This window comes from Serratia sp. CY27727 (assembly GCF_052169275.1).
In the GTDB taxonomy this organism is placed as follows: domain Bacteria; phylum Pseudomonadota; class Gammaproteobacteria; order Enterobacterales; family Enterobacteriaceae; genus Serratia; species Serratia sarumanii.
Genome location: NZ_JBJNLB010000002.1, coordinates 660,108 through 673,027 on the forward strand (window position 1 = coordinate 660,108; position 12,920 = coordinate 673,027).

At 58.8% G+C, this 12,920-nt stretch carries 13 protein-coding genes; 4 read left to right on the plus strand and 9 right to left on the minus strand.

Annotated elements, in window-relative coordinates:
* Positions 1 to 15 precede the first annotated feature (15 nt).
* Genes fliI through fliF form a run of 4 tightly spaced genes read right to left on the minus strand, consistent with a single transcriptional unit; the run spans position 16 to position 4,763 of the window.
* Positions 16 to 1,377 carry a flagellar protein export ATPase FliI gene (gene fliI, locus ACJ8HB_RS08010; protein ID WP_033634977.1) on the minus strand — a complete coding sequence of 454 codons (1,362 nt, stop codon included), beginning with the start codon at positions 1,375 to 1,377 and terminating at the stop codon, positions 16 to 18.
* Positions 1,377 to 2,081 carry a flagellar assembly protein FliH gene (fliH, locus tag ACJ8HB_RS08015; RefSeq protein ID WP_033647766.1) on the minus strand — a complete coding sequence of 235 codons (705 nt, stop codon included), beginning with the start codon at positions 2,079 to 2,081 and terminating at the stop codon, positions 1,377 to 1,379. The genes fliI and fliH overlap by 1 nt, the downstream gene beginning before the upstream one ends.
* Complete coding sequence (gene fliG, locus ACJ8HB_RS08020; RefSeq protein WP_033634975.1) at positions 2,074 to 3,066, minus strand: flagellar motor switch protein FliG; 993 nt, start codon at positions 3,064 to 3,066, stop codon at positions 2,074 to 2,076. The genes fliH and fliG overlap by 8 nt, the downstream gene beginning before the upstream one ends.
* Positions 3,063 to 4,763, minus strand: coding sequence for a flagellar basal-body MS-ring/collar protein FliF (fliF, locus tag ACJ8HB_RS08025; protein ID WP_047571551.1), 1,701 nt, complete (start codon positions 4,761 to 4,763; stop codon positions 3,063 to 3,065). Before fliF ends, fliG begins: the two co-directional genes overlap by 4 nt.
* Positions 4,764 to 5,077: 314 nt before the next feature.
* Here fliF and fliE point away from each other — a divergent pair, with 314 nt between their 5' ends.
* Entirely contained in the window at positions 5,078 to 5,392 is a 315-nt protein-coding gene (gene fliE, locus ACJ8HB_RS08030; protein ID WP_025159836.1) for a flagellar hook-basal body complex protein FliE, read from the plus strand.
* A gap of 80 nt (positions 5,393 to 5,472) precedes the next feature.
* The gene (locus ACJ8HB_RS08035; protein ID WP_039565525.1) at positions 5,473 to 5,673 is read left to right on the plus strand and encodes a hypothetical protein; all 201 of its coding nucleotides are present in this window, start codon (positions 5,473 to 5,475) and stop codon (positions 5,671 to 5,673) included.
* Between the two features lie 180 nt (positions 5,674 to 5,853).
* Here ACJ8HB_RS08035 and ACJ8HB_RS08040 read toward each other — a convergent pair whose 3' ends face one another.
* On the minus strand, positions 5,854 to 6,453 hold the full coding sequence (locus ACJ8HB_RS08040) for an FMN-dependent NADH-azoreductase (protein WP_047571552.1): 600 nt from the start codon (positions 6,451 to 6,453) through the stop codon (positions 5,854 to 5,856).
* A 128-nt stretch (positions 6,454 to 6,581) separates the two neighbouring features.
* On the opposite strand from ACJ8HB_RS08040, the gene ACJ8HB_RS08045 reads away from it, so the two are divergent.
* Entirely contained in the window at positions 6,582 to 7,502 is a 921-nt protein-coding gene (locus ACJ8HB_RS08045; RefSeq protein ID WP_047571553.1) for a LysR family transcriptional regulator, read from the plus strand.
* Positions 7,503 to 7,983: 481 nt separating this feature from the next.
* Here ACJ8HB_RS08045 and ACJ8HB_RS08050 read toward each other — a convergent pair whose 3' ends face one another.
* The 4 genes from ACJ8HB_RS08050 to fliD form a co-directional block, all read right to left on the minus strand.
* Positions 7,984 to 8,844 carry a helix-turn-helix transcriptional regulator gene (locus ACJ8HB_RS08050; RefSeq protein ID WP_033653647.1) on the minus strand — a complete coding sequence of 287 codons (861 nt, stop codon included), beginning with the start codon at positions 8,842 to 8,844 and terminating at the stop codon, positions 7,984 to 7,986.
* A gap of 308 nt (positions 8,845 to 9,152) precedes the next feature.
* Entirely contained in the window at positions 9,153 to 9,521 is a 369-nt protein-coding gene (gene fliT / locus ACJ8HB_RS08055) for a flagella biosynthesis regulatory protein FliT (RefSeq protein ID WP_004934765.1), read from the minus strand.
* The gene (gene fliS / locus ACJ8HB_RS08060) at positions 9,521 to 9,931 is read right to left on the minus strand and encodes a flagellar export chaperone FliS (protein ID WP_033634970.1); all 411 of its coding nucleotides are present in this window, start codon (positions 9,929 to 9,931) and stop codon (positions 9,521 to 9,523) included. Before fliS ends, fliT begins: the two co-directional genes overlap by 1 nt.
* Before the next feature lie 33 nt (positions 9,932 to 9,964).
* Positions 9,965 to 11,380 carry a flagellar filament capping protein FliD gene (fliD, locus tag ACJ8HB_RS08065; protein WP_047571554.1) on the minus strand — a complete coding sequence of 472 codons (1,416 nt, stop codon included), beginning with the start codon at positions 11,378 to 11,380 and terminating at the stop codon, positions 9,965 to 9,967.
* Between the two features lie 280 nt (positions 11,381 to 11,660).
* Between fliD and ACJ8HB_RS08070 the strand changes: the two genes are divergently transcribed.
* Complete coding sequence (locus tag ACJ8HB_RS08070) at positions 11,661 to 12,896, plus strand: flagellin FliC (RefSeq protein ID WP_047571555.1); 1,236 nt, start codon at positions 11,661 to 11,663, stop codon at positions 12,894 to 12,896.
* Positions 12,897 to 12,920 lie beyond the last annotated feature (24 nt).

Below are 12,920 nucleotides of genomic sequence, written 5' to 3' on the forward strand. Positions count from 1 at the left end.
GCGCCTCTGGTGACGTTAAACAATCAACTGCTGCAGCTGTTGGCAGGCTTCATCGTAGCCGCTGCGTTCAAAGATGCCCTGTTGCAGGTAAGCTTCCATTTGCGGATACAGCGTCATCGCTTTGTCCAGCAACGGATCGCTGCCCGCCGCGTAGGCGCCGACGCTGATCAGATCGCGGTTGCGCTGATAGCTGGCCAGCATCTGTTTGAAGGTGCGCACCCGGCGGTAATGCTCTTCGTCGATCAGCGACGTCATGGCGCGGCTGATTGACGCTTCGATGTCGATTGCCGGGTAGTGACCGGCCTCCGCCAGGCGCCGGGACAGCACCACGTGACCATCGAGGATGGCGCGCGCCGAGTCGGCGATCGGGTCTTGCTGATCGTCCCCTTCGGTCAACACGGTGTAGAAGGCGGTGATGGAACCGCCGCCGCTGATGCCGTTGCCCGCGCGTTCCACCAGCGCAGGCAGCTTGGCGAAGACCGAAGGCGGGTAGCCTTTGGTGGCCGGCGGCTCGCCGATGGCCAGGGCGATCTCACGCTGCGCCATGGCGTAGCGGGTGAGGGAGTCCATGATCAGCAACACATGCTGCCCGCGATCGCGGAAATCCTCGGCGATGCGGGTGGCGTAGGCCGCCCCCTGCATGCGCAGCAGCGGCGAGACGTCCGCCGGCGCGGCGATCACCACCGATCGCGCCCGGCCTTCGGCGCCGAGAATGTTCTCGATAAAGTCTTTGACCTCGCGGCCACGCTCGCCGATCAGGCCAACGACGATCACATCCGCCTGGGTATAACGGGCCATCATGCCGAGCAGCACGCTCTTGCCAACGCCGGAGCCGGCGAACAGGCCCATGCGCTGGCCGCGGCCGACGGTCAGCAGGCCGTTGATGGTGCGCACCCCCACGTCCAGCACCTGTTCGATCGGCGTGCGCTGCAAGGGGTTGAACGGCGCGGTGATCAGCGGCGCGCGGTAACCGGTTTCCGGTGAAGGCAGGCCGTCGAGCGGTTTGGCGCTGCCGTCCAGCACTCGCCCCAACAGGGCCGGGCCGAGCGGCAGCTGTTTGCCGGCGCTTTGGCCTTCCGGCGCGATGCGGGCGTAAACCCGCGCGCCCGGCACGATGCCTTCCACCTCTTCCAGCGGCATCAGGAACAGCCGCTGGCCGTTGAAGCCGACCACTTCGCTTTCCACTTCCTGCACCTCACCGGCGTCGTGCCGTTCGATAAGGCAGGTCGCGCCGAGCGGCAGTTGCAGGCCGGTGGCTTCCAACACCAATCCGGTGGCGCGGGTCAGGCGGCCGTAGCGGCGCACCATCGGCGCGCGCGCGATGCGTTTTTCCAGCGTATCCAGAGAGCTCAGCCAGCGGCCGAGACGCGCGGTCATCAGACTTCTCCCGGTGCCGCCAGGCGGCACAATTCATGCCAGCGCGTCGCCAGGCTGGCGTCGAGATCGCCTTCCTCGGCGCTGACCTTGCAGCCGCCCGGATGCAGCTCGCCGTCCGCCAGCAGGCGCCAGCCGTGCAGGCTGAGGGTGACCCCCAACTGCTGCTCGACGCGCGAGTAGTCGTCCGGGTGTACCCGCAGCTGCGGCTTGCCGTTGAACATCGGTTCCTGCTGGATCAGCTGTTGGATCTGCGCCAGCAGGGCGGTGCCGTCGCACACCGGCGGCTGGCCCAGCACCTGCTTGGCGGCGGTCAGCGCCAGCTGCATCAGCCGCGAAGCGATCACGCTGTCGAGCGCGTCCAGCGTGTGCTGGAATTCGGTGACCAGCTGCTGCCAGTGGGCGGTCAGCGGCTGTTGCTGCTGTTGCGCTTCCAGCAGCCCTTGCTGGCGGCCTTCCTCCAGTCCGGACTGAAAACCGGCCTCATAGCCTTTTTGCTGGCCGTCGGCATAGCCCAACTGCTGGCCCTGTTGCTCGGCCTGCAGGCGCAGCGTCGCCAACTGCTGCTGCAATTCGGCCTGTGCGTCCGGCGACGGATCGTCAAGTTCGAGATCCGGCAACTGCGGCAGTTCGATCGCCGGTTTCTGTTCGCCCAGATCGTTGAGCGACCAGGGCTGCCAGGGCAGGGTGTTAATGCGATCAGACATAGGTGTCCTCGCCGCCGCCGATGATCATTTCGCCGCTTTCCGCCAGGCGTCTCACCACCAGCAGGATGGCTTTCTGCTCGTTTTCCACCTGCGACATGCGCACCGGCCCACGGTTGGCCAGATCGTCGCGCAGGATGTCGGCGGCGCGTTGCGACATGTTCTTGAGGAACTTCTCGCGCAGCGGCTGTTCGGCGCCTTTCAAGGCGATCAGCAGCGACTCGCCTTCCACTTCCTGCAGCAGGCGTTGGATACTGCGATCGTCGACTTCCACCAGGTTTTCGAACAGGAACATCTCGTCGATGATCTTCTGCGCCAGCTCGCCGTCGTATTCGCGCATCGCGTCGATGACCGCTTCTTCCTGCTGGGTTTTCATCAGGTTGATGATCTCGGCGGCGGTGCGCACCCCGCCCATTTTGCTGCGTTTGAGGTTCTGGCCGTCGAGCAGGTTGTTCAGCACTTCGGTCAGCTCCGCCAGCGCCGCCGGCTGCACGCCGCCGAAGGTGGCGATACGCAGCATGACGTCGTTGCGCAGGCGTTCGTCGAACAGGGCCAGGATATCCGCCGCCTGGCCGCGTTTGAGGTGCACCAGGATGGTGGCGATGATCTGCGGGTGTTCGTCGCGGATCAGATCGGCGGCGCTCTGCGGCTCCATAAAGTTGAGCGTTTCCATGCCGGTGGTGGTCTCGCGCGATTCGAGAATGTCTTCCAGCAGGCTGGCGGCACGCTCTTCGCCCAGCGCCTTGACCAGCACCGAACGCAGGTAGTCGCTGGCGTTGACGCTCAGCGCCGCGTATTGCTCGGCGTCGTCTTCAAACTCGGTCAGTATTTCGCCGAGCTGTTTGTGTGAAACCTGGCTCATGCCGGCCATGGTGCCGCTCAGCAGCTGTACTTCGCGCGAGGAGAGGTGCTTGAACACCTCCGCCGCGCGATCTTCACCCAGCGTCATCAGCAGGATGGCGCTTTTGTCGGTTCCGGTCAGGCTCATATCTCGTTACTCATCCATTGGCGGATTACCAGAGCGACCACGCGTGGGTCTTTGTCAGCCAGATCGCGGATCCGCTGGCTCTGGACTTCTGCGCTGACGCGCTGCTGCGATTTACGACGCTGCGCCAGCTCCTCGTTGCTCGGTTTGCTGCTGTCGACCGCTTTGGCGGCAGGGGCGTTGGCGGCGGCGACGGCGGCCTGTTGCGCCGCCTGGCGCTGTTGCAGCTGCGGCCGCACCAGTTTGCGCCACAGCAGCCAGGCCACCAGCAGCACCAGCAGATAGCGGCCCGCGTCGATCAGGCGATCGATAAACGACTGGCTTTGCCAGAACGGCAGTTCGCCCCCGGTCACCTGAGTGTCGGTAAACGGCGTGTTGACCACGTTCAGGGTGTCGCCACGGCTGCTGGAGTAGCCCATCGCTTCACGCACCAGCGCTTCGATCTGCGCCAGCTGCTCTTTGCTCATCGGCTGCGGTTTGCCGTCTTTATCGGTGCCCAGATAGTTGACCACCACGGCGACCGACAGACGCTGCACGGTGCCGGCTTTTTGCTGGGTGTGACGAATGGTGCGGTCGAGCTCGTAGTTGGTGGTCGCGTCGCGACGGGTATTTTGCGGCACGCCGTTGGCCGCCGCGCTGCGGGTGGTCGCGGCGTTTTGTGCGGTCGCGTTGGCATTGTTGCCTGCGGCGGTGGCCGGCTTGGCGGTCTCAATTGGCGCGGTGGCCGGCGCGCTCGGCTGATTGGACAGCGCGCCCGGCACGCCGCCCACCTGTGGCCCGCCGATCTGCTCGCTCAGGCTGGTTTGCTGCGAGCGGATAGCGGCTTTGTCCGGCTGCTGGTTCGGCTGGTACTGCTCATCGGTTTGTTCGCGAGTGGCGAAATCGATCTGTGCCGTGACCTGCGCACGCACGTTGGCGCTGCCGACCACCGGGGCGAGGATCGCTTCGATGCGGCGCTGGAAGCCGTTTTCCACTTCGTTGGCGTATTTCAGCTGCGAGGCGTTGAGATCGCGCCCGGTGCCGTCGGACTGCGTCAGCAGGCGCCCGGCCTGATCGACCACGGTCACGTTGCCCGGCGGCAGGCCGGCGACGCTGCTCGACACCATATAAACGATGGCGTTGATCTGGCCGTCGTCCAGCGCACGGCCGGGTTGCAGGGTCAGCGTCACCGAGGCGGAAGGGGATTTCTGTTCGCGCACGAACAGCGAAGGTTTAGGCAGCGCCAGGTGAACGCGGGCGTTTTGCACCGGCCCCAGCGACTCGATAGTGCGCGACAGCTCGCCCTCAAGGGCGCGCTGATAGTTGATCTGTTCGCTGAATTGGCTGATGCCGAATTTTTCCTGATCCAGCAGTTCGAAGCCGACGGCGCCGCCCTTCGGCAGCCCTTGCTGCGCGAGGCGCAGGCGGGTTTCATGCACCTTTTCCGCCGGGATCAGCAGCGCCGCGCCATTCTCGGCGAAGCGGTAAGGGATATTCATCTGCGTCAGCTGGGTGACGATGGCGCCACCGTCGCGGTCGTTCAGATTGCTGTACAGCACGCGGTAGTCAGGGCTTTTCACCCACAACAGCAGCGCGACAACGATGGCGATCGCGGCGGAGGCGGCGACCAGCAACGGAATTTTCGGGTTGGCGCGCAGACGATTCCAGGTGGCCTGCAGGCCGTTGTCGCGGCTTTCGCCGGCGGTTATCGAAGCACTCATTTTAGGTCTCGTCCTTCAATGGCGCTCACGATCCCGTATGGGCCGCTGAGCAGCTCCCTGCCAGGCTGATGAACGGTATGGTTAGCGTTGTGTGACAAAACAGACTCCCTGATACACATATCTTCTAAATAGCGGCGCTCCCATTTCTGGGCAGGCCATTATTCGCCTTATCAGACGATTCCGATTGCCCGATAAGCCGGGTTTTTTGCAGTTAATTAGCCGCTTTAGGTCTGAAAACGCTGTGCTAGGGTGTGCATCATTGGAGAAGTGCAGGGTGAAACGTCACCCGGCGAGACGAGATGATTGAGGACCAGATGGCGATTCAGGGCATTGAAGGGGTGCTGCAGCAGATGCAGACCATGGCGGTTCAGGCCGGCAAGATGGGGCAAAATGCGGCGCCGCAGGGCGTCAGCTTCGCCAGCGAACTGACCGCGGCGCTCGGCAAGATCAGCGAGACCCAGCAAACGGCGCGCAAGCAGGCGCAGGATTTCGAACTGGGCGTGCCGGGCATCAGCCTGAATGATGTGATGGTCGATCTGCAGAAATCATCGGTCTCGCTGCAGCTGGGCGTGCAGGTGCGCAACAAGCTGGTCGCGGCCTACCAGGACATCATGAATATGCCGGTGTGATGAACGTGCCGGTCATTTTGCAGTGACATTGGGGTCGGCGCTGTTACCCTATAGCGACGGTTAATTATCAGGATAGGATGATGTGCAAATCGCTGTATCTTGCTGTGGGCATCATGGCGCTGTCAGGATGTGCCGGGCAAAACGATGACTATTCATCGGCCCAAAAAAACGCGGCTCATCAGGAAGCCGGCAAGGAATGGAAAGCGTTTGTCGCGCCGCTGTCCGTCAAAACGCAGTCGCCCGGCGAGCGAGAAATGAAACGCGCTGCCCGCCACGATTGAACCCGCGGCTCCGGTAGCATTTCATTATCGCAGGCAAAAAAAACCAGCTATCGGAATAGCTGGCTCAAAGTGCGATAAAACTTTATGTGATGTAGGAGCGTCGACACCTCATCGAGGTGGCGTCGACGTGGTCATCATATTTGTTATGTTATAACAAATCAATGCTACCGTGCGTTTGCTTCAGCCCACCAACGCCACGATCCGCTGGTGGGCATTCGCCAGCCCCTGAGTGAGGCCGTGCGGTTTCATATCCAGCCCTTCGGCATAGATAAACTGCACCTCACCGATCCCCATCAGCCCCAGTACCGAGCGCAGGTAGGGCGTCACGGCGTCGGTCGGCTGGCCGGCGTGTACGCCGCCGCGTGAACTGAACACCACTGCATTGACGCCTTCCACCAGCCCGACCGGGTAGGTGGTGGTATAGTTGAACGTCAGCCGGGCGCGGGCCACCAGATCGAACCAGTTTTTCAGCTGGGTCGGGACGTTGAGGTTGTACATCGGCGCGCCGATCAGCAGCAGATCGCTCCCTTTCAGTTCGGCGATCAACCGATCGGAAAGCGCCACCGCCGCTTTGGCGCGTGGGCTGATGTTATCTGCGCCGCGCAGCGCACTGAACAGCTCGCCATCCAATACCGGCAGATCCAACGCCGTCAGATCGTGTTCGACGATCTGATCTTCATATCCTTTGGCCCGACGTTCCGCCAGATAGCGGTCAATCAGGCTGTTGGTCTGCGAGTCGTTTCCCATAATGCTGGATTTGAGCACCAGTATTTTTTTCATGCTGTTGTCCTCAGACGGTAATTGGCGGTTTCACCGGGCATTCCGGAATGACTGCAGGTTATCATTGCTCGATCTTCACCAGTGGTGATAGGTTTTCACTTCATTGATTCCAATTTGGAAGCATTAAGATGAAAAGCGATCTCAGCGCGCTGCCGGCCTTTGTCGCCGTGGCGGAAGGCGGCAGTTTTGCCGCCGCCGCAGAAAAACTGCATCTGACGCGCTCCGCGGTCAGCAAAATCGTGTCGCGGCTCGAGGCGCGGCTTGGCGTGATGTTGTTTATGCGCACTACCCGCAGCCTGAGCCTGACGGATGAAGGGGCGCTGTACTATGAGCACTGTCGGCAGGCGTTGGCGAACGTTCAGGCGGCGGAAAACCAGCTGGACAGCGGCAAGATGCAGGTCAGCGGCCGGCTCAGGATCTCGATGCCGGTGTTGTTCGGCCATCTGTGCATTGCGCCCTTGATGACGGCGCTGGCGAATGAGCATCCGTTACTGTCGTTGGAAATTTCGTTCAGCGACCGCAGGATCGATCTGATCGACGAGGGGTTCGATCTGGCGGTTCGCATCGGCGAACTGGCGGACAGCGGCAGTCTGGTTGCCCGACGCCTGGGTGAACACGGCATGCTGCTGTGCGCTTCGCCCGACTACGTGCAGCGCTGCGGCGCACCGAATTCGGTGGAGGCGCTAAGCCGGCATCAGGCGGTGGGGTATCTGCACGCCGGCGCCGTGTTGCCCTGGCAGCTTCGCGGTGAAAACGGCGAGCTGCGGCCGTTCAGGCCACCGGCCAAGATGATGATGGATGACATGCAGGGGATCGTCGATGCCGTTTCCGCCGGCGCCGGTATTGCCTGGCTGCCGGAGTGGCTGGTACGCGAACGGCTGATGGCCGGGACGCTGGTGGAGATCATGCGCGGTGAGTCCAGCCTCAGTTTTCCGGTGAATGCAGTGTGGCCCTATATGCCTTACCAACCGCTCAAAGTGCGGCTGGCGGTGGACAAACTGGTGGCGGAGCTGCCGGGAAAATTGGCGCTTGCTGCGCCGCTCCGGTAATGGCCGGCGCGACAGCCGACAGGAAATGGGCGTTAATGTACCGAATAGAGGGACGAAAACGGCGCTGTCAGGCTTATTGGGTGCGCAGCCAGCCGTTTATTATGGCCCGATTAGTAGGGTTATTATTCGAGGCAGGTCAATGAGCACTAAAAGCGAATCCAGATGGCGTCTGATCAGTATTTTAATGCTGACGGTACTCGTCGTGTTAATTGGCGTTCTGGTTAAACTGGACTGAAGTCTGGCCAGGCGATAAAAAGCCTGGCCGTTTTATTGTGCGGTAAGCAAACGCACCCTCTCTTCTTCATACGGCAATACCAACAGCCACAGCACCAACAAACGTGATTGGCAGAGAAAAATAATCGCTTTTCATTACGCATCATTTAATTCGCTCTTCGGCGGATCGACGTTGCGTTGCATGTCGCAGCATTGTGACAATCGTTAGGGACCTGTGCCAAATAAAACCATTTTGTTACGCGTCTATTTAGGTTTCTCCGGTGGCCATCGTTTCGACTCCCTGGGAGGTTGGCTCCATAATCCTTTGGTGACCGCGAATGGCGGTCGGGGCGAAACCGAAGCGTTTGCGAAAACGTTCGGCGAAACGTGATGCGCTTTCATAGCCGACATGTTGCGCGATGGCGGAAATCGGCCAGTCGGTCGACTGCAGCAGGGCCAGTGCGCTACTCATGCGCACGTCGATCATCAGGTTGCGCAACGCGGTATTTTCCATCGACAGTTTGCGGCGCAACATCACTTCGCTCATCGACAGGCTTTCCGCCACTTTCGCCGCCGTCCAAATGCTGTGCGGGTCGGTCGCCAGGCAGCGGCGCACGCGCTGCGTCAGGTCTTTGGCTTCGTTGTGGATGAAGCGAATGCCAAACTGGGCCAGCCACAGCAGAATTTCCAGCATCTTGTGCCGCACGATGATGGTGGGAAAGCGCTGCCGGAGCGCCAGCGCCAGGCTGGTGGTCTCGAAACTGTGCTTCAGGGCGCAGGGCAGGCTGCGCAGCGCCAGGACGGCATCAAACGGCATCGGCGCCGGCGCGTCCTCGGCCGGAGGCTGAACGGTGAGCAGCAGTGGGTCGCAGGTCAGCAACTGGCAACTGAAAACGCCTTCTTCGGATGGGCCGTTAATAATATCCACCGTTTGCCCCCCGTCGATTATCAACAGCTCGCCGGCATGAGCCACCACCTCGCGTTGTTGCCAGCGTACGCGCTTATGGCCCTGTTGTATCAGATACAGATGTGGTTGCTCAAAATAGACTGAAGGGAATAATAATTCAGTATGCTGAATGATGTGCGCTGAGGCGCCAATTCCTGGACAGAGATTAATTGTACGTTCCATCGATATTCATTTCGCAGCCATTATCTGAGAATATCTTTACGCTTTGATCCGCGTTGGAGCAACATTTTTCCATGGGCCGTGAAACACAGCGGCGTGTTTTATCTATCAAAAATCAATTTCCTGCTGAACAGAAAACGTCCGTGTCGGGATAATGTTTATCCATTAAAGTGAGAGCCAGGCTCGAAGCGCGCATTTTACCAATTACCCATAAACTGAATAATTCAAATGCCATAGATTAATATCCTAACGTAACCCGAGAGTAATAGCGCATAGTGCTATTTAATCCATTTTCGTCAGTATTGTCGATCTTATCGGACCTGTGGCTCCCCCAGCAACAGCGCACGGTCATGAAACTGGCCGTAGGTATTGTTGACCACGTTCTGGCGCGTGGACTGTTCGATCAGCATTTTCAGCTCATCCATGCGCTGCTGTAACAGACGTTTGAGCTCGGTTTCGTTGTCGAGGATCTGTTGCAGCTTATTGCGCAGCATCTCCTGCAACGCCATTGACGGGCCGGCTTGCCCGGTAAAGGCGGCGGTTTTTTCCACCGCCGTTACGTAAGCGAATTCGAGCTCGACGAGCTCCTCCCAGCGCCCGGTTTGCGCCAGCGCGATCATCTGGCTGCTCAGGCTGTAAATTTGTTGATAAGCGGCTAACAGCTGCTGTTGACGTTCCATTACACGGCGTCCTGCGAAGGTTGGTAGTTGGGGCCGATCTGGCGCCAGGCATCGGCGATGTTTTCCAGCAGTTTGACCACTTCGGCGATCGCCGCTTCGTCGTTGTTCAGGTTGGCCTGCATCAGGCGCCGCTTCATATAGTCGTACAACGCCGCCAGGTTTTCGGCGATTTCGCCGCCCTGTTGAGGGTCCAGGCCGCCTTTCAGGCCGTTGTCGATGATGTTGATGGCTTTGGACAGCGCCATACCTTTGCCGGCGATATCGCCCTGGTTCATCAGGATGCGTGCGCGAAGCAGGGCGCTGAGCGCCCCGTCGAACAACATCACGATTAACTGGTGCGGGCTGGCGCTCATGGCGCCGCTTTCCAGACTGACCTGTGCATAGGCCTGAGTGCCGCTTCTGTTATACATGTTGTTTCTTTTACCTGTTACCTGGTTAAGGGATCACTTTGTCGAGAATTGCTGTTGTAAATAGTTACCCGTGCTGCTCAATTTGGACATCATGGTATCCAACTGAACGAACTGCTGCTTATAGCGGTCGATGGTGTTCTGAATGCTGGCCGTGACCGTGGTGATCTGAATGTTCAGGCGATCGAGGTTGGTGTTGATGCTCTTGGTCGAGTTCTCGATGATGCCGCCGGATTTGACGTAGTTCTGGATCTCGTTGTGGATTTCGGTGGCCATGCCGGTGTCTTTACCGTTGCCGGCGAAGAAGTTGGCAACCTGATCCGGTTTCTCGTCGATGGCTTTGTTCAGCTTGGTGCTGTCGATTTCCAGCTTACCGGTTTTGACGTTGGTGGTGATGCCGAGGTTGCCCAGGCCTTTCAACTCCGGGTTGTCCTGTGCCGAACTGAGGGCGCTCTTGATCGAAGACTGGATGCCGCGCAGGGTGTTGTCGCCCAGCAGCGCGCCGTTTTTGGCATTCTGCGCTTCACCGCTTTTAACCGGCGTGTATTTGGTCAGCGAATTGAAGGTGTCCAGCAGCGAGTTGTAGTTATCTACCCACTCTTTAATCTTGTCGGCGCTGCCGCTCTTGTCGATGCCGATCACCAGGTTTTGCGGTTCGCCGGGCTTGGTGGTGGTTTTCAGATCGAGCGTTACGCCCTGCAGAGCATCGGCGATCGAGTTGGTGCTGCGCTTGATTTTCGTGCCGTTGACGACGATTTCCGCATCCTGGCCGGGCACGGTTTGCTTTATCGCGGCGCTGCCATCTTTAGGCGGATTTTTAGGATCGTAGTTGAGGATGGCGCCGAGCTTGTCGTCGTTATTGACCTGCACCGAAATGGTGTTTTTTTCGCCTGGCGTGGTGGAGCTTAATGCCAGTTGATAGTCATTGTCGCCGACGCGCATGATGCTGGCGGTGACGCCGGATTTCGATTTATTGATGGCGTCGCGCATCTCGACCAGTGAGGTCTGATCGTCGCCGAGCGGGATCTTGGTCTCTTTCGGCGGGTTGCCTGCCGTAATAGAGATGGAACGATCGCTGCTGCCCGGCGTGCCCAGTTTGGCCTGCTGGTCGGCAATCGGCGTCTGAGTGGTCAGCGTTTGCGGCTGTGCCAGTTTTAGCACCTCGATCGAGTAGTTGCCCGGCACCGATTTGTCGGTGGTGGTCACGGTAAACTGATCGTGCTTGGTGGCGGTAGTGTTGTTGAAGAACTCTGGCTTGGCCAGGTCTTTGCTCAGATTGTCAAACTTCTCCAGCGAGCTTTTCAGCGTACCGTAAGCGGTCAACTGGGCGTTATAGCTGGTCTGCTGGGTGGTATACGGCGTCAGACGCTGTTGTTCCGCTTTGGTCAGCTTGTCCAGCAAACCGTTAAGGTCGAGTCCTGAGCCGATGCCTAATGAACTGATCGATGCCATTCGTGCTTCTCCTTGATAATGACTTTATTCGCTTTACGCGTTATCGGCCCAGCGGTGAAAAAGTTTACTGAAAAAAACAAAAAAACGATGGCGCAATGAAGAGGGAAAAACCGCGTTATTTCTGCCATTGCCGGCGGCGCAAAAAATTTTAAAAAATTGCTAAAGGTTGTTAGGGGAGGGCCGATACCTGAGGGGACGGTGGTTGACGCCGTGGGCAAACAAGCCCGAACCTTTTAACTGTGTTGCGAAGAACGCAACTGACTCGTAAGGAAAGCAAACAATGGCACAAGTAATCAACACTAACAGCCTGTCGCTGATGGCGCAGAACAACCTGAACAAATCTCAGTCTTCTCTGGGCACTGCGATTGAGCGTCTGTCTTCCGGTCTGCGTATCAACAGCGCGAAAGACGATGCTGCGGGTCAGGCTATCTCCAACCGTTTCACTGCAAACATCAAAGGCCTGACTCAGGCTTCTCGCAACGCCAACGACGGTATCTCTCTGGCGCAGACCACTGAAGGCGCACTGAACGAAGTTAACGACAACCTGCAGAACATCCGTCGTCTGACCGTACAGTCTCAGAACGGTTCCAACTCTGCCAGCGACCTGCAGTCCATCCAGGACGAGATCTCTCAGCGTCTGTCTGAAATCAACCGCATCTCCGAGCAGACCGATTTCAACGGCGTGAAAGTGCTGAGCTCAGATCAGAAACTGACCATCCAGGTTGGCGCGAACGACGGCGAAACCATCGATATCGAACTGAAAGACATCAACGCTAAAACGCTGGGTCTGGAAAAGTTCAGCGTGGCTGATGGCATTGATAAATCCAAAGTAGCTGCAACCGCACCTGCTACCGTGAAAACCGGCACCAGCGTGGCTATCAACACCGGCACCGTTAAGGCTGATACTAAAGACATCACCGGCTACGAAAAAGTGGGTGACGATGTATTCGCTATCAACACGGATGGTGACTACTACAAAGCAACTTTCGATAAAGCGACCGGCGACCTGAAATCTGTTGCCACCAAAGAAGCCACTAAACCAACTGGCGGCACTGCGGTAACCAGCATTGAGAAAGAAGTGGCTCCTACTGGCCCTGATGCGGCTAACCTGCGCTCTTACGACAGCGGTAAATCTTACGTGATCCAGGAAGGTACCGGTGCCGATGCCAAATATTTCAAGGCGACCGTAGACGCTTCCGGTAAAGTGACCAAGGGCGCTGAGCAGTCCACCGAGCCAAAAACTGCCGACCCGCTGGCAACCCTGGACAAAGCGCTGTCTCAGGTTGACTCCCTGCGTTCTTCCCTGGGTGCGGTACAGAACCGTTTCGATTCTGTTATCAACAACCTGAACAGCACCGTTAACAACCTGTCCGCTTCTCAGTCCCGTATCCAGGATGCCGACTACGCGACCGAAGTGTCCAACATGAGCCGCGCCAACATCCTGCAACAGGCTGGCACCTCTGTTCTGGCACAGGCTAACCAGTCTACTCAGAACGTTCTGTCCCTGCTGCGTTAATCGTCTCTCCCGATTAACTGTCGC

Bases quoted from the DNA above. Each gene is read 5' to 3' on its own strand.
- ACJ8HB_RS08040 (WP_047571552.1), bottom strand. From the start codon at position 6,453: ATGAAAAAAATACTGGTGCTCAAATCCAGCATTATGGGAAACGACTCG.
- ACJ8HB_RS08070 (WP_047571555.1), top strand. From the start codon at position 11,661: ATGGCACAAGTAATCAACACTAACAGCCTGTCGCTGATGGCGCAGAAC.
- ACJ8HB_RS08035 (WP_039565525.1), top strand. From the start codon at position 5,473: ATGTGCAAATCGCTGTATCTTGCTGTGGGCATCATGGCGCTGTCAGGA.
- fliE (WP_025159836.1), top strand. From the start codon at position 5,078: ATGGCGATTCAGGGCATTGAAGGGGTGCTGCAGCAGATGCAGACCATG.
- fliI (WP_033634977.1), bottom strand. From the start codon at position 1,377: ATGACCGCGCGTCTCGGCCGCTGGCTGAGCTCTCTGGATACGCTGGAA.
- fliG (WP_033634975.1), bottom strand. From the start codon at position 3,066: ATGAGCCTGACCGGAACCGACAAAAGCGCCATCCTGCTGATGACGCTG.
- fliT (WP_004934765.1), bottom strand. From the start codon at position 9,521: ATGGAACGTCAACAGCAGCTGTTAGCCGCTTATCAACAAATTTACAGC.
- ACJ8HB_RS08050 (WP_033653647.1), bottom strand. From the start codon at position 8,844: ATGGAACGTACAATTAATCTCTGTCCAGGAATTGGCGCCTCAGCGCAC.
- fliD (WP_047571554.1), bottom strand. From the start codon at position 11,380: ATGGCATCGATCAGTTCATTAGGCATCGGCTCAGGACTCGACCTTAAC.
- fliF (WP_047571551.1), bottom strand. From the start codon at position 4,763: ATGAGTGCTTCGATAACCGCCGGCGAAAGCCGCGACAACGGCCTGCAG.
- fliS (WP_033634970.1), bottom strand. From the start codon at position 9,931: ATGTATAACAGAAGCGGCACTCAGGCCTATGCACAGGTCAGTCTGGAA.
- ACJ8HB_RS08045 (WP_047571553.1), top strand. From the start codon at position 6,582: ATGAAAAGCGATCTCAGCGCGCTGCCGGCCTTTGTCGCCGTGGCGGAA.
- fliH (WP_033647766.1), bottom strand. From the start codon at position 2,081: ATGTCTGATCGCATTAACACCCTGCCCTGGCAGCCCTGGTCGCTCAAC.